The following is a 20,778-nucleotide window of genomic DNA, read 5'->3' on the forward strand; positions in this document are numbered from 1 at the left end:
AGGCATCCGATTTCTGACAAAAATTATTTTTGGTTTTAAGGAGTTTAATCGTGAAAAAATTGTTATGTGCCGCTGCCCTAGGAATGGCATTGACCATGTCAGCAGGTGTTCAAGCCGCAGATAAAGTGGGTGTTGTGAACATCGGTCAAGTTCTCCAACAAATTCCTAACCGTGATGCGGTAGAGAAACAATTGGAAAATGAGTTCAAATCACGTGATACTGAATTACAAAACTTAGGTAAAGCATTACAGACTGCAGTTGAAAAATATCAAAAAGATGCACCAACCATGAATGCAACACAACGTGCAAATACAGAGAAAGATCTGGTTGCTAAACGTGAAGCATATGCACAAAAAGCACAAGCTTTTGAGCAAGACTTTAGCCGTCGTCAAGCTGAAGAACGTAATAAAATCATGAAACGTGTATTAGATGCTGTTGACGCAGTAGCGAAGAAAGAAGGCTATGATGTGATTTTAGACGCTAACACTGTACCTTATTTCGCAGACGGTAAAGATATTACTGCTCAGGTTCAAAAACAGGTTAAATAATAGATGTTTTCAATTCGATTAGCTGATCTTGCTCAGCAATTGAATGCACAGTTACACGGCGATGGTGATATCACTATCGCCGGTCTTGCTTCAATGAGCCTAGCAAATAGCGAACAAATTACTTTTCTTTCTGATAGTCGTTATCGTGAGAAATTAACAGAATGTGAGGCCGCAGCTGTTGTTTTAACAGAGGCTGATCTTCCATTTTGCCCCGTTGCTGCGCTGGTTGTGAAAAATCCTTATCTTGCTTATGCTCAAATGGCACAGATTATGGATTCCACACCAAAGCCAGCACAAGATATTCACCCGACTGCGGTTATTTCTCCTGATGCTAAATTAGGCAAAAATGTCTCAGTAGGGGCTAATGCCGTCATTGAATCCGATGTTGTTCTTGGTGATAACGTCGTGATTGGTGCAGGTTGTTTTGTTGGTAAGAAAGCACATATTGGTGATAATAGCCGTTTATGGGCAAATGTATCTATTTATCATGAAGTTATTCTTGGTAAAAACTGCCTAGTTCAATCGGGGACTGTGATTGGTTCTGATGGTTTTGGCTATGCAAATGAACGCGGTAATTGGATTAAAATTCCACAATTGGGATCCGTTATTATTGGTGATCGCGTTGAAATTGGTGCATGTACAACAATTGACCGAGGTGCATTAGATAACACAGTTATCGGTAATGGTGTTATCATTGATAACCAGTGCCAAATTGCACATAACGTTATTATTGGTGACAACACGGCTGTTGCAGGTGGCGTCATTATGGCGGGTAGCCTAAAAATAGGGCGTTACTGTATGATTGGTGGAGCAAGTGTTATCAATGGTCACATGGAAATCTGTGATAAAGTAACGGTAACAGGAATGGGGATGGTAATGCGTCCTATCACTGAACCGGGGGTTTATTCTTCAGGTATCCCGCTACAACCGAACAAAGCATGGCGTAAAACAGCAGCACTTGTGTTGCGAATTGATGAAATGCAAAAAAGACTTAAGTCGCTAGAACGTCAAGTAGAAAATAGCGACAAGTAACAAAATACGTCATCGGCGATTGTTACCCATTTTGCGACCTGCGGGTTAACTCACTTTTTGAGTCACAGCAGGTCGTGTCATTATTAATTAGACGCAGTTTTATTAGACAGGAAGAGTATTGCAATGAGTGAGAATCATACTCTGCAAATCGAAGAAATTTTAGATTTACTTCCACACCGTTACCCATTCTTATTGGTTGATCGTGTTCTTGATTTTGAAGAAAAGAAATTTCTAAGAGCAGTAAAAAATGTATCTTTTAATGAGCCTTTCTTTCAAGGTCACTTCCCAGGAAAACCTATTTTTCCTGGTGTATTGATCCTTGAAGCCATGGCACAAGCAACGGGTATTTTAGCATTCAAAAGCGTAGGAAAGCTGGAACCTGGTGAGCTCTACTATTTTGCTGCTATTGATGGTGCTCGCTTTAAACGTCCTGTCTTACCTGGAGATCAAATGATCTTAGAGGTGGAATTTATTAAAGAACGTCGTGGTGTTGCTCGCTTCAAAGGCGTCGCTAAAGTTGATGGGGAAATTGCTTGCGAAGCTGAAATGATGTGTGCTCGCCGCCGTGAGGTCTAGCCTATGATAGATAAATCCGCAGTCATTCACCCTTCCTCGATTATCGAAGAGGGTGCGGTAATTGGTGCTAATGTTCGCATTGGCCCTTTTTGCGTTATTGGTGCAAACGTTGAAATTGGTGAAGGTACTGATATCAAATCTCACGTTGTTATCAATGGGCATACGCGTATTGGCCGAGAAAATCAGATTTACCAATTTGCTTCTATTGGTGAAGCTAATCAGGATCTGAAATATCGTGGTGAACCAACGCAAGTCATTATTGGTGATCGTAACCTTATTCGTGAAAGTGTGACTATCCATCGTGGAACAACCCAAGGTGGTCATATTACAAAAATTGGTAACGACAACTTATTGATGATAAATACACACGTCGCTCACGATTGTATTATTGGTGATCGCTGTATTATTGCAAATAACGGTACTCTAGGTGGTCATGTCACGTTAGGTGATTTTGTGATTATTGGTGGTATGAGTGCAGTTCATCAGTTTTGCCAAATTGGCTCTCACGTTATGGTGGGCGGATGTTCAGGTGTGGCACAAGATGTTCCTCCTTTTGTTATTGCACAAGGAAACCACGCAACCCCTTATGGGCTGAATATTGAAGGGTTAAAACGCAGAGGTTTTGCAAAAGAAGATCTTCATGCTATTCGTAATGCTTATAAAGTCCTTTATCGTAATGGTAAAACACTAGAAGAAGCACGTGAAGAAATTGGACAATTGGTTGCTGATAATAATAATCCGCATGTCAAACTGTTCAGTGATTTTCTGGAAAACTCAGCAAAATCTAACCGTGGCATCATTCGCTAATTAGGATATGACCTTGTCAGGCCAATTATCTACTGTTCAGCGTCCGTTAGTTATCGGCTTAGTTGCTGGTGAAACGTCCGGTGATATCTTAGGCGCGGGTTTAATCCGCGCTTTAAAACAAATGCACCCTAATGTCCGCTTTGTCGGCGTTGCTGGGCCTCTTATGCAAGCTGAAGGCTGTGAAGCTTGGTATGAGATGGAAGAGCTTGCCGTCATGGGGATCGTTGAAGTTCTTGAACGTTTACCTCGATTATTAAAGATCAGAAAAGATCTCACTCAGCGATTTTCAGCATTAAAACCTGACGTTTTTGTGGGAATTGATGCACCTGATTTTAATATCACCCTTGAAGGCCGTTTAAAGCAAAAAGGGATCAAAACTATTCACTATGTCAGTCCATCTGTATGGGCCTGGCGTCAAAAACGGGTTTTCAAAATTGGAAAAGCAACAGATATGGTTCTAGCTTTCCTGCCTTTTGAAAAAGCGTTTTACGATAAATATCAGGTTCCATGCCGTTTTATTGGTCATACCATGGCGGATGCAATCGCCTTAAATCCGGATAAAAAAGCAGCTCGTGAACATCTAGGTATACCTAAAGATATAACGTGTTTAGCACTTCTTCCTGGTAGTCGTCATGCCGAAGTTGAGATGCTGAGTGCTGATTTTATAAAAACAGCTCAGTTACTAAAACAGCAAATTCCATCACTTCATATTGTCGTACCTTTGGTGAATACTAAACGACGTACACAATTTGAACAGATACATCAAGATGTAGCGCCTGAGCTTGAAATTCAATTACTTGATGGACAAGCTAGAGAAGCGATGACTGCTAGTGATGCGACTTTATTAGCATCAGGTACTGCTGCATTGGAATGTATGCTGACGAAATGCCCTATGGTCGTTGGTTATCGCATGAAGCCGTTAACTTTTTGGTTAGCAAAAAAATTAGTTAAAACACCTTATGTCTCGTTACCTAATTTGTTGGCAGGTCGAGAAATTATCAAAGAGTTATTACAAGAAGAGTGTGAGCCAAGAGCATTGGCGGAACAACTTTTGCCTCTTTTAACAGATGAAGAAAAAGTACATCAATTAAAAGAGATATTTTTACAGCTTCACAGTGCTATACGTTGTAATGCGGATGAGCAAGCAGCGAATGCAGTATTAGAATTGGCAGAAAAATAATGGAATTTGTATATCCCAAAGCAAATCTTATTGCTGGAGTTGATGAAGTCGGTCGAGGCCCTTTGGTGGGTGCAGTGGTTACGGCTGCGGTTATTCTTGATCCAGCAAACCCGATTGAAGGGTTAGCAGACTCTAAAAAGCTAACAGAAAAAAAACGTAATGCGCTTTATGACGAAATAAAAGAAAAAGCATTATGTTGGGCAATTGGTCGTGCAGAGCCTGAGGAAATAGATGAATTAAATATTCTTTGGGCAACAATGAAAGCAATGGAACGAGCGGTTGCTGGATTATCTATGACGCCTGATATGGTATTAATTGACGGTAATCGTTGCCCAAAATTGCCAATGGCTTCTCAAGCTGTCGTAAAAGGTGATAGTTTAGTTCAAGAAATTAGTGCAGCTTCAATACTTGCTAAAGTCACTCGTGATAGAGAAATGGAAGAGTTAGATAAACTCTACCCTGATTATGGTTTTGCTAAACATAAAGGGTATCCAACGGTTTTTCATATGGAAAAACTTGCCTTATTAGGGGCAACACCTTATCACCGAAAAAGTTTTGCGCCTGTAAAACGTGCCTTGAATTTAAAGTAATCCACAGAGTAATTAAACACTATGGCAGATCCTCGTTTTATCCATCTTAGGGTACACAGCGATTATTCAATGATCGATGGATTGGCAAAAACAGGGCCTCTTGTGAAGAAAGTGGCTTCGCTGGGGATGCCTGCTTTTGCAATTACTGATTTTACTAACTTATGTGGGTTAGTGAAATTTTATGGTGCAGCACATGGTGCTGGCATTAAACCTATTATTGGCGCTGATGTTTACCTTGAAACAGAATTATTAGGTGATGAATATGCTCATCTCACTATTCTTGCCCGCAATAATGTAGGTTATCAAAACCTTACCTTACTCATTTCTGAAGCTTACAAGCATGGCTATGGTGCTGCTGGGCCTATTATTAAACAAGAGTGGCTAACAACCTACAAAGAAGGGTTATTGTTACTTTCAGGTGGCAGAATGGGCGATGTAGGTAAATTCCTACTTCGTGGAAACCGTGTTTTGGTTGATCAATGCCTTGAATATTATCAAACGCACTTTCCTGACAGCTATTATTTAGAGCTTATTCGTACGGGGCGGCTTGATGAAGAAAATTATCTTCATGAAGCCGTTGCTCTCGCTTCTGAAAAAGGCTTACCCGTTGTTGCGACTAACGAAGTTTGCTTTCTTGATAGTGATGATTTTGATGCCCATGAAATTCGTGTCGCTATTCACGATGGATTTGCCTTATCTGATCCCAAACGTCCTAAAAATTATAGCCCTCAGCAATATATGCGCACAGAAGAAGAAATGTGTGAATTATTTGCTGATATACCTGAAGCATTAGAAAACAGCGTTGAAATTGCTAAACGTTGTAATGTGACAATCCGCTTAGGAGAATATTTTCTACCACAATTCCCTACAGGGGATATGAGCACCGAAGATTTCCTTGTCAAAAAATCTCAAGAAGGTTTAGAAGAACGTTTAGCCTTTTTATTTCCTGATCCTGAAGAACGACAAAAAAAACGCCCAGAATATGATGAGCGTCTTGAAATAGAGCTAAAAGTCATTAACCAAATGGGATTTCCTGGTTACTTCCTTATCGTGATGGAATTTATCCAGTGGTCTAAAGATAATGGTGTTCCTGTAGGGCCTGGGCGAGGCTCAGGTGCAGGTTCATTAGTGGCGTATTCACTTAAAATCACAGATCTTGACCCTCTTGAGTTTGACTTACTTTTCGAACGTTTTCTTAACCCAGAACGTGTCTCAATGCCTGACTTTGACGTCGATTTCTGTATGGAAAAACGCGATAGAGTCATCGATCACGTTGCTGATATGTATGGTCGTGATGCGGTATCTCAGATCATTACATTTGGTACAATGGCAGCGAAAGCCGTTATTCGGGATGTAGGGCGTGTTTTAGGGCATCCTTACGGCTTTGTTGATAGAATCTCTAAGCTTGTTCCTCCTGATCCGGGTATGACGTTAGAAAAAGCGTTTGCTGCTGAGCCTCAGCTACCTGAAATTTATGAAGCCGATGAAGAGGTTAAGTCTCTTATTGATATGGCACGTAAATTAGAAGGGGTAACACGTAATGCAGGTAAGCATGCGGGTGGTGTGGTTATCTCACCAACCAAAATCACCGATTTTGCACCACTTTATTGTGATGCTGAAGGAAACAACCCAGTTACACAATTTGATAAGAATGACGTTGAATATGCAGGTCTTGTTAAATTCGACTTCTTAGGTTTAAGAACACTAACTATCATTAACTGGGCATTAGAAATGATTAATGCCCGACGCACTAAAAAATCACTTGAACCTATTGATATTACGGCGATCCCATTAACGGATCAACGTAGTTTTGATATGTTACAGCGCTCTGAAACAACCGCGGTATTCCAGTTGGAATCTCGTGGTATGAAAGATCTGATAAAACGTCTACGCCCTGACTGCTTTGAAGACATGATAGCGCTAGTTGCTCTATTTCGTCCGGGCCCATTGCAATCAGGTATGGTAGATAACTTTATCGATCGTAAACACGGTGTTGAAGAGATTTCTTACCCTGATGTTAAGTGGCAACATGAGAGTTTACAGCCTGTTTTAGAACCGACCTATGGTGTTATCTTATATCAAGAGCAGGTCATGCAAATTGCACAGGTTCTTGCTGGATATACGTTAGGTGGCGCGGATATGTTACGACGCGCAATGGGTAAGAAAAAACCTGAAGAAATGGCGAAGCAACGCTCAATTTTTGAAGACGGTGCTATCAAAAATGGTGTTGATGGCGAGCTTGCCATGCGGATCTTTGACTTGGTGGAGAAATTCGCGGGTTATGGATTTAATAAATCACACTCAGCGGCTTATGCATTAGTTTCTTATCAGACATTATGGCTAAAAGCCCACTATCCTGCTGAATTTATGGCTGCAGTAATGACTGCGGATATGGATAACACGGAAAAAGTCGTCGGTTTGGTTGATGAATGTTGGCGTATGGGGTTAAAAGTTCTCCCTCCCGATATTAATAGCGGTCTTTATCATTTCCATGTAAATGATGAAGGAGAAATCGTTTATGGGATCGGTGCAATTAAAGGGGTGGGTGAAGGCCCAATAGAAGCGATTGTAGAAGCGCGCCAGCAAGGCGGTCACTTTAAAGATATTTTTGATCTCTGTGCCAGAACAGAAACAAAAAAATTGAATCGCCGAGTGATGGAAAAACTGATAATGTCAGGCGCATTCGATAAACTAGGGCCTCATCGTGCAGCGCTAATGTCTTCATTAGAGGATGCATTAAAAGCTGCAGACCAGCATGCTAAAGCTGAGGCTATAGGGCAATCTGACATGTTTGGCGTGTTAGCTGAAGCGCCAGAACAAGTTGAACGTTCTTATGCCAATGTGCCTAAATGGCCTGAACAAGTCGTTTTAGAAGGTGAACGAGAGACGCTAGGATTATATTTAACTGGCCATCCGATCACCCGTTATCTAAAAGAAATTGAACGATATGCGGCAGGAACACGTCTAAAAGATTTAGTACCTACACCACGCGGTCAAATGGTGAAAGTAGCAGGCTTAGTGCTTGCTTCTAAAGTATTTACAACGAAACGAGGAAATCGAATCGGTGTGTGTACCTTAGATGATCGTTCAGGTCGCTTAGAAATTATGTTATTTTCTGATGCATTGGATAAATACCAACATTTGTTGGAACAAGATAAAATTTTAATTGCTACCGGGCAGGTCAGCTTTGATGATTTCAATGGTGGGCTTAAAATGACAGTCCGCGAACTTATGGATATCAACGAAGCCCGTGAAAAATATGCACGAGGACTTGCTATATCGTTATCAGACAGGCAAATTAATGAGCAATTATTAAATCGTCTTCGCGGCGTTTTAGAACCGCATCGTTCAGGCACGATACCGGTTCACCTTTATTTTGAAAAGCATGATGCCTGCGCCCGCTTGCGATTTGGTGCGACATGGCGTGTAACGCCAACTGATATGCTTTTAACGGATCTGCGAACTCTGCTGGGTAATGAGCAGGTAGAATTAGAATTTGACTAAAATAGGAATGTTATGAGTCTTAATTTTCTGGATTTTGAACAGCCAATTGCCGAGTTAGAAGCGAAGATTGATTCGCTAACCGCAGTTAGCCAACATGATGAAAAAATTGATATTAATATCGATGAAGAAGTTTCGCGCTTAAGAGAAAAAAGCCTAGAGTTAACGCGTAAGATTTTTTCTGATCTTGGTGCATGGCAAGTTGCACAGCTTGCACGTCATCCATTAAGACCTTACACACTGGATTATATCCATCGCATTTTTACGGATTTCCAAGAATTAGCAGGCGATCGCGCTTATGCTGATGATAAAGCGATTATTGGTGGTATTGCGCGTTTAGATGGTCGTCCTGTGATGGTTATTGGTCACCAAAAAGGGCGTGAAACGAAAGAAAAAATCCGCCGTAATTTTGGTATGCCTGCACCAGAAGGGTATCGTAAAGCCCTTCGTTTAATGGAAATGGCGCAGCGTTTTAATTTACCTATTATCACCTTTATTGATACTCCTGGTGCTTATCCCGGTGTTGGTGCTGAAGAGCGCGGTCAATCAGAAGCGATTGCTCGTAACTTACGTGAGATGTCACGCTTTGGTGTACCTATTATCTGTACTGTGATTGGTGAAGGTGGTTCTGGTGGCGCACTAGCAATTGGTGTGGGTGATAAAGTAAATATGCTGCAATACAGTACCTATTCGGTTATTTCGCCAGAGGGCTGTGCGTCTATCCTTTGGAAAAGTGCAGATAAAGCACCATTAGCGGCAGAGGCAATGGGTATCACTGCAAACCGCTTAAAAGAGCTAAAACTGATTGATAACGTTATTCCAGAGCCTTTAGGTGGTGCACATCGTCACTATGATGAAATTGCCGTAGCATTAAAAGCACGTATTAAATCTGATTTAGAAGAATTAGATGTATTTGATGCAGAAGAGCTAACAAACCGTCGTTACCAACGTTTAATGGAATACGGTTACTGCTGATTGAGTTATATTTTTGAAAGAATAAATAAGAGCCTCATGTTAATAGCATGAGGTTTTTTCATTTATCGCGATAAAACTATCCCTATTGAGATGATATAACTGAGTTATATTAACAATAATTTATTATATATCAATATGTTAACCCGATCTCAAAAATAGAATTAATACACTTCCCGCCTAAAAGAATAACCATTTATGTCTATTATTGGATAGAGATTATTCAATGAGGAAAGTGTTATGATTTCGTTTAGTGGCAAGGTGGGGATTATTACAGGTGGTAATAGTGGTATTGGTTTAGCAACAGCAGAAAAACTTTTATCCCTAGGAGCATCCGTTATTATTACAGGTAGTAATTTAGCTCGAGGACAAAAGGCAGAAAAATACCTAGAAGAAAAAGGATTTTCGTGTGAATTTATCCAAATGAATGTAACAAGTGAAAAAGAGAATGAACAACTTGTTGATTATGTAGGTAAAAAATATGGGAAAATTGACTTTTTATTTGCTAATGCAGGGATTTTAATCGACAACATAGTTGATAAATTAGAGTATGACAAATGGAAAAAGGTATTAGATGTTAATCTCAACGGATTATTTCTTATTAATCGAGCTGTGATTAAGTATTGGCTAAAAAATCAAACAGCAGGTGCTATTGTTAACTGTGGTTCAATTTGTTCTTTTATTGGGCAGCATGAATTCCCTTCTTATTGCACATCGAAAGGGGGCGTTAAATTGCTGACGCAAACATTAGCGATTGATTACGCTAATAAAGGGATCCGAATTAACGCTGTTTGCCCAGGTTATATTGATACAGCATTATTTGATGAGCTTGAATTAGATAAACAAAAATTAGCGGCATTGCATCCAATAGGAAGAATGGGAAGACCTGAAGAGGTGGCTAACGTTGTGGCATTTTTAGCCAGTGATGCAGCTTCATTTGTGACAGGTGCCTCTTATGTCGTGGATGGGGGTTTTACGGCTTAATGTTGTTTTTAATATAAAGCAGGATAATCACTATTCTGCTTTTTAATCTCTTTACAACGTCGAACTTATTTCTATTTATCACCTCTTTTTATTGTTATCTATGCAATAGGGCAAGATTTTGTCTTCGTGCAAAATTAGCGAGAAAAGCTTAACATAATCATCTGAATTCACTGATAAATGATAATACGATGAAACAGGACTATGACTTACTTCTCCAAGAAATCAAACAACAAATTGATCCTCACACCAAAATTTTGGTGGGCTTTAGTGGTGGAGTCGATTCCTCAGTTTTATTACAAGGGCTTGTGCGTTTACGTGATGAATTTAATTTACCTTTAGAATTAACGGCTATCTATATTCATCACGGATTAAATATCAAAGCAGATGATTGGCTTACTCATTGTAAGCAATGCTGTCAGCAATGGCAGGTAAATTTTATCAGTGAAAAAGTTAATGTAGATACTAAAGAAGGAGGGCTTGAAAATGGTGCGAGAAAAGCCCGCTATCAAGCTTTTCGTCGATATTTGCAGCCACAACAAGTATTAGTGACAGCTCAGCATCAAGATGATCAAGCAGAGACATTATTATTAGCATTAAAACGGGGTAGCGGCCCTGCTGGGCTTTCGTCGATGCCAGCTAAAATGATATTTGAGCATAGCTATTTATTGCGCCCATTACTGAATATTACACGTGAACAAATCGAATCTTATGCGACTGAGCAAAAATTAATTTGGATAGAAGATGATAGCAATCAAGACGACCGCTATGATCGTAATTTTTTACGTTTACGTGTTATGCCATTACTGACTCAACGCTGGCCCCATTTTTCACAAGCGGCTACTCGAAGTGCCGCTTTGTGTGGTGAACAAGAAGCGCTATTAGATGAATTGTTAGACTCGCAACTTAATACAGTAATGGACAATGAGCATAGTTTAGATATCAATCAACTTGCTGATTATAGTGATATTAAACGTAATGCTTTATTAAGACGCTGGTTTGCAAAACACAATAAAACGATGCCCTCAAGGCAACAAATTTTACGATTATGGCAAGAAGTAGCTTTAGCCAAAGCGGATGCTGAGCCTAGATTGCAATTTTATCAAGATGAAGTAAGACGTTACAAACAGCGCCTTTATCTTATTCCCATGAATGATGAATGTGTTGATAAAATCATTGAATGGTCACTCACTCAACCACTGTACTTACCTAATGGGTTAGGTGTTCTATCACTGAGTGATAAAACCGGAAAAAATACGGTTAGAGCCCCTTTAAATGATGAGATTGTCACGGTTCGTTTTGGTTTAACACAAGCCTCTTTGCGTATTGTGGGAAGAGAACATGCCCGACATAGTAAAAAAATTTGGCAAGAACTTGAAATTGCACCTTGGCGTAGAACAAGAATTCCATTGATTTATTATAATGATACGTTAATTACTGCTATCAATGTATTTGTTACTTTTGAGGGAAAAGCAACGTCAGAACACGTTATTACTATCGAGTGGCGAGAGCACTAGAAATGAACAACCGCGAGTTAAGCGGTTGTTCTTTATTCGACTATTCCGATTTTATAATAATTGTCCCAAGTTCGGGATTAGAAAAACTGGTGATAACATCCAGTCGTAAATCTTTAGAGCCTTCAGATGTCTTGATTTTTAGGTATTCAACCTTTTTGCTTAAGAAAAGGTCATCAGCAACACCTTCGATAAGCTCACCACCATGCAATTCAACGTGGAGTGATAAGCCTCGTTGGCATGCTAACTCCAGACACTCATAATCATCACAATTAATGGGTTGATATTCTGTATTTGTTGACATATTCCCTCACCACTCGTTCGTGGCGGTATTGCCGCCAGTGAATAATTCAGAATAAAATCATTATGCTGTTATTCGATGTGAGCACAATAGTTATTATAATAATTTTCTGAAATAGTCCTTTAATTGGGGTAATTTGAGAAATAACTATCAATTATGGGTACATTTATCTTAAAGCTTGTTTTATTACCCCCTTTTATTTTAAAAAATGTTAGAATCAAATAGAGAACGATATATTAAAAAGTACCCAGAATGTAGGGAGTCGATGATGGGGAAAAAACTTTTATTTGCAGCCGTTGCTGCTGGGTTATTTGTACTATCAGGTTGCCAAAATAATATTGGCTTATCACTTGATGGAAAAATTGTAGACCAAACTTACAATAGTATTCTGCCTTGTGCCGATTGCTCTGGTATCGACACGACAATTCTTGTTAATCAAGATGGCTCTTATGTTATGGAGCAAAGTTATCAAGGTTCACCTGATGACAAACGTAGTTTTTTTGAATCAGGTACTTGGGTATTAGGTAAAGATAAACTGACGTTGACCAATAGTTATGGTGAGAAAAGCTATTACTTGCCGCGTGAAGATAAATTAGTGATGCTTGATATTGACGGTAACGTCATTAACTCAGAGCTAAATTATACACTCGCTAAGGTTGAACCTAGACAGCTAGCTGGTGAATTTACCTACCTTGCTGATGCGGGTACATTCAAAGATTGCCAATCTGGACGTGTTTATGCAGCCAGTGGTATTGAATTAGAAAAAGGTTATTTCTCGACAGGGGTTGATGGCGGAACGCCTGTTTACCTCGAAGTTAATGGCTATTATAGTATTCGTCCTTCAATGGAAGATGGTCAATATGACAGAGCATTAGTTGTCACAGATGAAAAACCTCGGTTTAATCGCCATGGCGGTTGTGGAAATCATCGTGGTAGCAGAAGCTAAGTTTTAGTTTATGGCCAAATAAAAAAACACTTAATAAACGGCCTCCCGTTTATTAGACCGTTTAAATTAGTTAAGAAAAGACTGAGCTTGGTATCGAACTGAACTCAGTCTTTTTAATTTTAGTTTGATCTGCTCAGTATTGTAATACTTGATATATTCATAAAGTTCTTCTTCTGATTTATCTCGATCGTTAAATTACTTCGTATAAAAATATTCTGTTTTTAATATAACAAAGAAATTTTCTATCACTGCGTTATCTAAACCATTTCCTGTTAGCTATTGCTATCCAATCGCTTGGATAAAAAATATTGTATTCTGCAATCTCTATCAGTATTTTCATAACATTATGTATATTAATATTTTTATTCAGTAGCCGTATCTGGTTTCGTTAGCCAGTTACTTTGAGTTGGAGAAGTTGGATGGGGGGAAGGCGTTAACGTTGAATGTTGCTGATCATCTGAGATACTTCCAGTTTCTTGTTTATGTCTATTGCGTTCTTCGGTGTGCGTCTTTTCTTTCTGGGTTTTTATCACATGATCAACGGGAAGAAGGGCGGTATCAAGGACAACATCAATAGGTAAACTGATAATTGAGAATATAGGGTACATTCCCATAGTAACTAACCAAATATAAGGTTCATTAATAACTTTGACATCAGTATCAATACCTCGGTAATAATCATTACTACTCTTTGCTCTATTTAATGTTCCACATCCAGATAATATAAAAAGAATACCAACTATTGCTCCAAGTTTTTTCATGACATTTCCTATGTAAATTAAAAAATAATAGAGAAGCAGTGAGTTAAAATAGCTATTTATATAGAAAAATATAAAAGATTATTTTAATTATCATCTCTATTCATTATAGAGCCTGTAGGTCTTTTGGGTATAAAAAGAAAACAATTAATGAAGCTGTTATAATTATTTTGGTCAAAAGAAACAACATATCGAAATGAGTTTTTACCCGCGGTACATCGCTTTTCACTAAAAGTTAGATCAGGAAGGAAACGTATAAAAAAGAGGTGATTGGGAATAGATTATTCTGAGCGCAGTTGGAGTTACGAGCGGTTTGATAGGGGCCGTCATGAGCATGAGACCCCCATAGTAGGGTTAATAAAGCCACCAGTAAATTGCCGTACTAATTTGAACTGTCCAATAAACTGGGCCATATTTATCAATGTGGTTTTTATTTATTAAGCCCCTTAAAGATAAGGGGCCTAATAATTAAGCGAGTTGCTCTTTAATAAAGGCAACAACATCATCAACATTGACTAGTGATTTATCATCACTACGACGCGCTTTATATTCGATTTGGTTATTATCGAGGTTACGATCACCAATCACGATAGTGTGTGGGATACCAATCAGTTCCATATCAGCAAACATCACACCTGGACGTTCTTTACGGTCATCAAACAGAACATCAACACCTTGAGCACGCAATTCGTCATAAAGTCTGTCAGCAACTTCTTTAACACGATAAGAACGATGCATGTTCATTGGCAAAATAGCTACTTGGAATGGTGCAATCGCATCTGGCCAAATAATACCGCGGGCATCATGGTTTTGTTCAATAGCGGCAGCAACAATACGAGTTACACCGATACCATAACAACCCATAGTGACGATTTGGTTATGACCTTCTTCGTTTTGTACGGTTGCTTTTAATGCTTCTGAATATTTTGTGCCAAGTTGGAAAATATGACCAACTTCAATACCACGTTTGATCAGTAATGTTCCTTTACCGTCTGGGCTTGGATCGCCTTCAACAACATTACGGATATCAGCAATTTCAGCAACAGGTAGGTCACGCTCCCAGTTGATACCAAAATAGTGTTTACCATCAACGTTTGCCCCAGCGCCAAAATCACTCATCACAGAGACAGAACGATCCATAATCACTGGCAGTGGTAGATTAACTGGGCCTAATGAACCTGGGCCTGCATTTACAGCTTGGCGGATTTCAGCTTCAGTAGCGAAAGTTAAAGGAGCTGCAACGATAGTGCATTTTTCTGCTTTAACTTCATTAAGTTCGTGATCACCACGAACTAATAATGCAACTAATGGATGGCCGCTTTCTTTCGTACCATGAACAATTAGCGTTTTAACCGTTTTTTCAATAGGTAGATTGAACTGTTCAACTAATTCAGCAATGGTTTTAGCATTTGGTGTATCCACTAAGCGTAATTCTTCAGTCGCAGCAGTGCGCGGAGTTGCAGGCATTATTGCTTCTGCTAATTCAATATTGGCTGCATAGTCAGAACCCGTAGAGAAGACGATATCATCTTCACCGCTGTCTGCTAAAACTTGGAATTCATGAGAGGCATTACCCCCGATAGAGCCAGTATCTGCAAGCACTGGACGGAAATCTAAACCAATACGTGAGAAAATCTTGCTGTAGGCTTCATACATTCTGTCGTAAGTCTCTTGCAAAGACTCTTGAGAGATATGGAAAGAGTAAGCATCTTTCATGATAAATTCGCGAGAACGCATAACACCAAAACGAGGGCGTACTTCATCGCGGAATTTAGTTTGAATTTGATATAAATTTAGTGGAAGTTGTTTGTAAGAAGTAATTTCATTGCGAACAATATCGGTAACAACTTCTTCATGGGTTGGACCTAAAACAAAAGGGCGCTCACCTCTGTCTGCAAAACGCAATAATTCAGGGCCATATTGTTCCCAACGACCACTTTCTAACCATAAATCAGCGGGTTGAACAACGGGCATTGAAATTTCAAGTGATCCCGCGTTGTCCATCTCTTCACGAACAATTTTTTCAATTTTTCTTAAGACACGAACCCCTGTCGGCATCCAATCATAAAGACCAGAAGCGAGTTTACGGATCATGCCTGCGCGAAGCATAAGTTGATGGCTGACAATTTCTGCATCAGCAGGTGTCTCTTTTAGAGTAGAGAGCAAATAGTGGCTAGTACGCATTATTAGGTTCCATTAGAACAAAAATACTTAGGCTGACTGTCACGCCAGTCTATATCAATATTATTAGAGAAAGACGTTAGTCTACCAGTGACTTAGGTCTGCCAAAAGGGGCAATGCATTTTTTTCAATCTGATTTGTTTAAAGACATGAGAATGGCTTTCAGATTGGATAATTCATGATAGCAATATCAATGAAGATAATAGCAAGTTACCGTGGTTCTATACTAAGAACAAGTGTCTGTTGCCCACTGACTTGCCAGCGAATATTAAATTCAAGTAAATGCACTGCATAGATTCTATCACTTTGCTCACCTTTTTTATAAGCAGGACGAGGATCTTGCTGTAATACTTGGGTAATAAATCGTGAAAGATAAGGATATTCACTCGCATAATGTTGCAATTGTTCTGATGCCGCTAGTGAAAAGAAAACGGGCATTTCATTACTTGGTGCGTCTTGTGCAAACCCTGCAATTGCATTTGGGCGCGATTCTGCAAAGGGTAAATAAGGTTTGATATCAAGAATAGGCGTGCCATCCACTAAATCAAGGCTGCCTAAATCTAAAACGGCGGATTGATTCTCAATATTTACTTTTCTTAATTCAACTAAAGACATGCCAATAGGGTTTGGGCGGAAGGTTGAACGTGTAGCAAAAACGCCTATCTTCGCATTTCCACCTAATCTAGGGGGACGAACTAAAGAATGCCAGCCTTGTTGAGCAGTTTGATGAAAAACAAAGAGTAGCCAGAGGTGACTAAATTGTTCTAAGCCTCGTACCGTATCTGGGTGATTATAAGGGGCGTGTAGAATAAGTTGACCGCCGCCATCCTGGACTAATCCAGGTTGGCGTGGAACGGCAAATTTTTCTTTATAAGGACTTGAAATATGCCCTATAGGATTCATTTGGTAGGTGTTCATTTAGTGATCAATAATGCGGTGCCTTCGCAAATGGCAGATTGATAGCAACCTAAGCCAGTAACAATTTGGCACTCATGCAATAAAACAGCATTGGCATTCTTGTAAGCTGCTTTTGTTGCCATTCTTTTTTTAGCGATAGGTAAGCTTGCAGGGGGATCTTGTAATGTTTGACGACAAGACTCGCCAGCGACAATACCGAGATCTTTAAATGGGGCCCCTAGAAGATCTTCTGTTTTTTCAACAATACGCACTGAAGGCAAAGTTTGTGACTTTGGTTTTTGTGGTTGTCCTGGTTTATTTAAACGCATATCCGTAAATTTAGACTGATCAACATCAGATGAATTTTGCATTGAACAGCCTGTCATAAACAGCGCCATGATGCCAAGAAGTAGCAAGCGCATGTGCATGGGTTATATCCTCTTTATTATTGTCTATACAAAAATTAAACGGCACTAATTTAATGCAAATTAGCCAAGTAAAAAAGAGAAAGGCGAACAAATGTCCGCCTTTTTTATAATTAAGTTAAATATTAACGTATTACCAACCTTTTACAGCACCACCATTAAAAATTTTATTTGCTGCGCTGTCTACTTCATCAGTTTGATATGCTTGGATAAATTTCTTCACATTTTCACTGTCTTTATTATCTTCACGAGCAACGATGATGTTGACATAAGGTGAGTCTTTATCTTCGACAAAAATACCATCTTTTGCTGGAGTCAAATTAACTTGACTCGCATAGGTTGTATTAATAACAGCTAAATAAATTTTCTGATCATCTAAAGCACGTGGTAATTGTGGTGCTTCTAGTTCAACTAACTGTAGTTTTTTAGGGTTCTCAACAATATCAAGCTTGGTTGGTAATAGACCCACGCCATCTTTTAATTTAATTAACCCTACTTTTTCTAATAACAACAGTGAACGACCTAGATTGGTTGGATCATTAGGGATAGCCACTTGTGCTTCATCAGGTAAATCTGCTAAATCAGTAATTTTTTTAGAATAACCCGCGATAGGATAAATAAAGGTATTTCCTACGGCCGTGATTTTAAAATTACGATCTTGAATTTGCTTATCTAAATAAGGCTTATGTTGGAATGCATTAACATCGATATCACCACGACTTAATGATTCATTTGGCATCACAAAGTCATTGAAAGTAACGAGTTCTACATCAAGACCATATTTATCTTTAGCGACTTGTTTTGCTACTTCAGCGACTTGTTGTTCAGAACCTGAAATAACACCGACACGAATATGGTTTGGATCTTTTTCTTTTTCACCACAGCCAGCTAATGCTAATGCGCCTACTAAAGCACTTACGACTGCGAGCGATTTGAATTTCAATGACATACATTTACCCTTATTTGATCTGTTAATTAAAAGGTTTCCTTATTAATAATAGAAACCTTCAATCTATTTATTTATGTGTTGTCAGCTTCACTAAGCGATCGCCGAAAAACTGAATGATAAAAACAAGAATAACGAGTAGAACAATCACTGTATTCATTACTGTTGCATTATAGCCAACGTAACCATACTGGTAACCAATTTGACCTAAACCGCCGGCACCAACTGCACCGCCCATTGCAGAGTAACCCACTAATGTAATCAGTGTAATGGTTGCAGCATTAATCAATCCAGGTAAAGATTCAGGCAATAAAATCTTCTTAATAATTTGCATAGGTGTTGCACCCATAGAACGAGATGCTTCGATCAACCCTTGTGGTATTTCTAACAGTGTATTTTCTACCATACGTGCAATAAACGGTGCGGCACCGACGGTTAATGGCACAATAGCAGCCTGTAAACCAATTGATGTGCCTACAACCATCCGTGTAAAAGGGATCATCCATACTAATAAAATAATAAAAGGAATTGCTCTGAAAATATTTACGAGTGCTGAAATAATGCGATAGGCAGGTGGATTTGCCATAATTTGTTCAGGACGCGTGACATAAAGTAAAACACCTAAAGGCAATCCGATAACAAAACCAAAAAAGCCAGAAACGAAGGTCATGACTAAGGTTTCCCAGATCCCACTAATTAATAAATAAATCATTCCTTCAGACATAACCGAGAACCTCTACTTTCACATGATGCTCTTCTAAAAATGCAATCGACTTTTCAGTATTACCATTCTTACCGTGTAATTCAGCTAACATAACGCCAAACTTTACACCACCGGCATAGTCCATTTGAGAACTTAAAATATTAATATCAGCGTCAAAACGGCGAGCAACAATAGACATTAATGGTGCATCAACAGATTGGCCGTTAAATTCGAGTTTTAATAATGGGAATAATCCTTCTTCCCACTCAGGCTTCATTCGTTCTTTATAGTCTTCAGGAATATCCAATTGAAGTGTTGATTGAATAAAGGCCTGAGATACTGGCGTTTTAGGGTGAGAGAAAACCTCACTAACGGCATCACTTTCAACTAATTCGCCACCACTAATAACGGCAACTTGATCGCAAATACGTTTAACAACATCCATTTCATGAGTGATTAGTAAAATGGTTAACCCTAAACGGCGGTTAATGTCTTTCAGTAATTTTAAAATAGAGCGAGTTGTTGCGGGATCGAGTGCGCTGGTGGCTTCATCACATAATAAAACATTAGGAGAATTTGCTAACGCACGTGCTATTGCAACACGCTGTTTTTGTCCACCGGATAAGTTTGCTGGGTAATACTCTTTCTTATCAGATAGGCCAACTAATTCCAGTAGTTCATTAACACGTTTATTAATTTCAGCGCGAGAGGTATTACCAAGTTCTAATGGCAATGCCACATTCTCAAATACTGTTCGTGAGGACAGTAAGTTAAAATGCTGGAAAATCATGCCAATACCACGGCGTGTTTTTGTTAATTCCTTATCAGATAACTTTGTGAGATCCCGCCCATCAACCCAAACTTCACCTGAAGTGGGTTTCTCTAACATATTCACACAACGTATAAGTGTACTTTTACCTGCTCCTGACGATCCGATAACACCAAAAATCTGCCCTTGTGGCACATGCAGGTTAATGTTTGACAGCGCTTGTATAGAACGCTCTCCCTGCTTAAATACTTTGTTTATATTCGTCAGTTTAATCATGTTTTTCTTTATATAAGTAGATATGGGACATAAAGACTATTCTGCCCGAGTTAAAATAGATGTTAAGGCGTCTAGACGGCTAAGTCAATAAAAAAGAGTCATAGAATAATAAGAAAGAAAGCCGTGGATATCATTCTCTATATAAGAAAAAACATGCGATACTAATAAAAATATCTAAATGGAGTAATGCTGTGAGTAAGGGGATTTCTGCGATTTTCTTAGATCGCGATGGAACTATTAATATAGACCATGGTTATGTGTCTGAAATCGATAACTTTGAATTTATCGAAGGTGTCATTGAGGCTATGGCTGAATTAAAAGCGATGGGTTTTGCCTTAGTATTAGTGACTAATCAATCAGGTATTGGTCGAGGGTACTATAGCGAAGAGCAATTTTTACATCTCACTGAATGGATGGATTGGTCTTTAGCAGATAGAGGCGTTGATTTAGATGGCCTCTATTATTGCCCTCATCACCCTGATGCTAGTGTGGAAGAATATAAGAAAGTATGTGATTGCCGTAAACCTTCAGCAGGCATGTTTATGGATGCCCAATCCCAGTTAAATATCGATATGGCCTCTTCTTATATGGTGGGTGATAAAAAAGAAGATATGTTAGCAGCAAAAACGGCAGGCGTAGGCCATAAAATTCTAGTTCGTACAGGAAAAGAGATAACAGAAGAGGCACAAGAGTGTGCAGATTTTGTTCTTGATAGCCTTGCAGACTTACCAAAATGGCTAAAAAGCCACAAAAAATAAGCACTTCGGTTAATTTACCAACAAACGATTATTTTTTTTAAAAAAACTATTGCCAGCCTCAGAAAACTCCCTATAATGCGTCCTCGTTGTCACGGAAAACCACGCTAAGTGAGTTAG

At 39.1% G+C, this 20,778-nt stretch carries 20 protein-coding genes and 1 pseudogene; 12 read left to right on the plus strand and 9 right to left on the minus strand.

Annotated elements, in window-relative coordinates; genetic code table 11:
* Positions 1-50: 50 nt before the first annotated feature.
* The 10 genes from INT04_RS16630 to tilS all read left to right on the plus strand — a co-directional run bounded on the left by INT04_RS16630 (position 51) and on the right by tilS (position 11,704).
* Positions 51-548 carry an OmpH family outer membrane protein gene (locus INT04_RS16630; protein ID WP_036934019.1) on the plus strand — a complete coding sequence of 166 codons (498 nt, stop codon included), beginning with the start codon at positions 51-53 and terminating at the stop codon, positions 546-548.
* Between the two features lie 3 nt (positions 549-551).
* Entirely contained in the window at positions 552-1,580 is a 1,029-nt protein-coding gene (lpxD, locus tag INT04_RS16635) for a UDP-3-O-(3-hydroxymyristoyl)glucosamine N-acyltransferase (RefSeq protein ID WP_193017222.1), read from the plus strand.
* A gap of 123 nt (positions 1,581-1,703) precedes the next feature.
* Positions 1,704-2,156: a 3-hydroxyacyl-ACP dehydratase FabZ gene (fabZ, locus tag INT04_RS16640; RefSeq protein ID WP_006535887.1), complete on the plus strand. Its 453-nt coding sequence runs from the start codon at positions 1,704-1,706 to the stop codon at positions 2,154-2,156.
* A gap of 3 nt (positions 2,157-2,159) precedes the next feature.
* Positions 2,160-2,963: an acyl-ACP--UDP-N-acetylglucosamine O-acyltransferase gene (gene lpxA / locus INT04_RS16645; protein WP_193017223.1), complete on the plus strand. Its 804-nt coding sequence runs from the start codon at positions 2,160-2,162 to the stop codon at positions 2,961-2,963.
* 7 nt (positions 2,964-2,970) lie between these two features.
* Complete coding sequence (lpxB, locus tag INT04_RS16650) at positions 2,971-4,143, plus strand: lipid-A-disaccharide synthase (RefSeq protein ID WP_193017224.1); 1,173 nt, start codon at positions 2,971-2,973, stop codon at positions 4,141-4,143.
* Entirely contained in the window at positions 4,143-4,733 is a 591-nt protein-coding gene (rnhB, locus tag INT04_RS16655; protein WP_193017225.1) for a ribonuclease HII, read from the plus strand. The genes lpxB and rnhB overlap by 1 nt, the downstream gene beginning before the upstream one ends.
* 21 nt (positions 4,734-4,754) lie before the next feature.
* Positions 4,755-8,237 (plus strand): DNA polymerase III subunit alpha, encoded by a 3,483-nt coding sequence (gene dnaE / locus INT04_RS16660; protein ID WP_193017226.1) that lies wholly within the window; start codon positions 4,755-4,757, stop codon positions 8,235-8,237.
* A 12-nt stretch (positions 8,238-8,249) separates the two neighbouring features.
* On the plus strand, positions 8,250-9,209 hold the full coding sequence (gene accA / locus INT04_RS16665; RefSeq protein WP_193017227.1) for an acetyl-CoA carboxylase carboxyl transferase subunit alpha: 960 nt from the start codon (positions 8,250-8,252) through the stop codon (positions 9,207-9,209).
* A 237-nt stretch (positions 9,210-9,446) separates the two neighbouring features.
* Positions 9,447-10,190, plus strand: a complete 744-nt coding sequence (locus tag INT04_RS16670; RefSeq protein WP_193017228.1) for an SDR family NAD(P)-dependent oxidoreductase — start codon at positions 9,447-9,449, stop codon at positions 10,188-10,190.
* Between the two features lie 188 nt (positions 10,191-10,378).
* Positions 10,379-11,704, plus strand: a complete 1,326-nt coding sequence (tilS, locus tag INT04_RS16675) for a tRNA lysidine(34) synthetase TilS (protein ID WP_193017229.1) — start codon at positions 10,379-10,381, stop codon at positions 11,702-11,704.
* A 40-nt stretch (positions 11,705-11,744) separates the two neighbouring features.
* Here the strand turns inward: tilS and rof are convergent, their stop codons facing one another.
* Positions 11,745-12,005: a Rho-binding antiterminator gene (gene rof / locus INT04_RS16680; protein WP_193017230.1), complete on the minus strand. Its 261-nt coding sequence runs from the start codon at positions 12,003-12,005 to the stop codon at positions 11,745-11,747.
* 262 nt (positions 12,006-12,267) lie between these two features.
* Between rof and nlpE the strand changes: the two genes are divergently transcribed.
* Positions 12,268-12,948, plus strand: coding sequence for an envelope stress response activation lipoprotein NlpE (gene nlpE, locus INT04_RS16685; RefSeq protein ID WP_193017231.1), 681 nt, complete (start codon positions 12,268-12,270; stop codon positions 12,946-12,948).
* Between the two features lie 66 nt (positions 12,949-13,014).
* Here nlpE and INT04_RS19560 read toward each other — a convergent pair.
* The 8 genes and pseudogenes from INT04_RS19560 to metN all read right to left on the minus strand — a co-directional run.
* Positions 13,015-13,131 (minus strand): annotated as a pseudogene (locus tag INT04_RS19560) (IS3 family transposase); the annotation flags it as partial.
* 179 nt (positions 13,132-13,310) lie between these two features.
* A complete protein-coding gene (locus tag INT04_RS16695) occupies positions 13,311-13,709 on the minus strand; it encodes a YceK/YidQ family lipoprotein (RefSeq protein ID WP_193017232.1) in 399 nt (132 codons plus the stop codon).
* Between the two features lie 465 nt (positions 13,710-14,174).
* A complete protein-coding gene (gene proS / locus INT04_RS16700) occupies positions 14,175-15,890 on the minus strand; it encodes a proline--tRNA ligase (RefSeq protein ID WP_193017233.1) in 1,716 nt (571 codons plus the stop codon).
* A 207-nt stretch (positions 15,891-16,097) separates the two neighbouring features.
* A complete protein-coding gene (gene tsaA, locus INT04_RS16705; protein WP_193017234.1) occupies positions 16,098-16,805 on the minus strand; it encodes a tRNA (N6-threonylcarbamoyladenosine(37)-N6)-methyltransferase TrmO in 708 nt (235 codons plus the stop codon).
* Complete coding sequence (rcsF, locus tag INT04_RS16710; protein WP_082147373.1) at positions 16,802-17,212, minus strand: Rcs stress response system protein RcsF; 411 nt, start codon at positions 17,210-17,212, stop codon at positions 16,802-16,804. Before rcsF ends, tsaA begins: the two co-directional genes overlap by 4 nt.
* A gap of 130 nt (positions 17,213-17,342) precedes the next feature.
* Positions 17,343-18,158 (minus strand): MetQ/NlpA family lipoprotein, encoded by an 816-nt coding sequence (locus INT04_RS16715; RefSeq protein ID WP_193017235.1) that lies wholly within the window; start codon positions 18,156-18,158, stop codon positions 17,343-17,345.
* 67 nt (positions 18,159-18,225) lie between these two features.
* Positions 18,226-18,879 carry a methionine ABC transporter permease MetI gene (locus INT04_RS16720; protein WP_036933988.1) on the minus strand — a complete coding sequence of 218 codons (654 nt, stop codon included), beginning with the start codon at positions 18,877-18,879 and terminating at the stop codon, positions 18,226-18,228.
* Positions 18,872-19,903 (minus strand): methionine ABC transporter ATP-binding protein MetN, encoded by a 1,032-nt coding sequence (metN, locus tag INT04_RS16725; RefSeq protein WP_193017236.1) that lies wholly within the window; start codon positions 19,901-19,903, stop codon positions 18,872-18,874. The genes INT04_RS16720 and metN overlap by 8 nt, the downstream gene beginning before the upstream one ends.
* A 191-nt stretch (positions 19,904-20,094) precedes the next feature.
* Between metN and gmhB the strand changes: the two genes are divergently transcribed.
* Positions 20,095-20,661: a D-glycero-beta-D-manno-heptose 1,7-bisphosphate 7-phosphatase gene (gmhB, locus tag INT04_RS16730; RefSeq protein ID WP_193017237.1), complete on the plus strand. Its 567-nt coding sequence runs from the start codon at positions 20,095-20,097 to the stop codon at positions 20,659-20,661.
* Positions 20,662-20,778 lie beyond the last annotated feature (117 nt).

Source organism: Proteus sp. FME41 (assembly GCF_014897315.1).
GTDB lineage: Bacteria > Pseudomonadota > Gammaproteobacteria > Enterobacterales > Enterobacteriaceae > Proteus.

Excerpts from the sequence above, each read along its gene's own strand:
- fabZ (WP_006535887.1), top strand. The coding sequence starts at position 1,704 with ATGAGTGAGAATCATACTCTGCAAATCGAAGAAATTTTAGATTTACTT.
- nlpE (WP_193017231.1), top strand. The coding sequence starts at position 12,268 with ATGATGGGGAAAAAACTTTTATTTGCAGCCGTTGCTGCTGGGTTATTT.
- tilS (WP_193017229.1), top strand. The coding sequence starts at position 10,379 with ATGAAACAGGACTATGACTTACTTCTCCAAGAAATCAAACAACAAATT.
- INT04_RS16720 (WP_036933988.1), bottom strand. The coding sequence starts at position 18,879 with ATGTCTGAAGGAATGATTTATTTATTAATTAGTGGGATCTGGGAAACC.
- lpxB (WP_193017224.1), top strand. The coding sequence starts at position 2,971 with ATGACCTTGTCAGGCCAATTATCTACTGTTCAGCGTCCGTTAGTTATC.
- rof (WP_193017230.1), bottom strand. The coding sequence starts at position 12,005 with ATGTCAACAAATACAGAATATCAACCCATTAATTGTGATGATTATGAG.
- INT04_RS16715 (WP_193017235.1), bottom strand. The coding sequence starts at position 18,158 with ATGTCATTGAAATTCAAATCGCTCGCAGTCGTAAGTGCTTTAGTAGGC.
- INT04_RS16695 (WP_193017232.1), bottom strand. The coding sequence starts at position 13,709 with ATGAAAAAACTTGGAGCAATAGTTGGTATTCTTTTTATATTATCTGGA.
- lpxD (WP_193017222.1), top strand. The coding sequence starts at position 552 with ATGTTTTCAATTCGATTAGCTGATCTTGCTCAGCAATTGAATGCACAG.
- tsaA (WP_193017234.1), bottom strand. The coding sequence starts at position 16,805 with ATGAACACCTACCAAATGAATCCTATAGGGCATATTTCAAGTCCTTAT.
- metN (WP_193017236.1), bottom strand. The coding sequence starts at position 19,903 with ATGATTAAACTGACGAATATAAACAAAGTATTTAAGCAGGGAGAGCGT.
- rcsF (WP_082147373.1), bottom strand. The coding sequence starts at position 17,212 with ATGCACATGCGCTTGCTACTTCTTGGCATCATGGCGCTGTTTATGACA.
- INT04_RS16670 (WP_193017228.1), top strand. The coding sequence starts at position 9,447 with ATGATTTCGTTTAGTGGCAAGGTGGGGATTATTACAGGTGGTAATAGT.
- dnaE (WP_193017226.1), top strand. The coding sequence starts at position 4,755 with ATGGCAGATCCTCGTTTTATCCATCTTAGGGTACACAGCGATTATTCA.
- rnhB (WP_193017225.1), top strand. The coding sequence starts at position 4,143 with ATGGAATTTGTATATCCCAAAGCAAATCTTATTGCTGGAGTTGATGAA.
- lpxA (WP_193017223.1), top strand. The coding sequence starts at position 2,160 with ATGATAGATAAATCCGCAGTCATTCACCCTTCCTCGATTATCGAAGAG.
- proS (WP_193017233.1), bottom strand. The coding sequence starts at position 15,890 with ATGCGTACTAGCCACTATTTGCTCTCTACTCTAAAAGAGACACCTGCT.
- accA (WP_193017227.1), top strand. The coding sequence starts at position 8,250 with ATGAGTCTTAATTTTCTGGATTTTGAACAGCCAATTGCCGAGTTAGAA.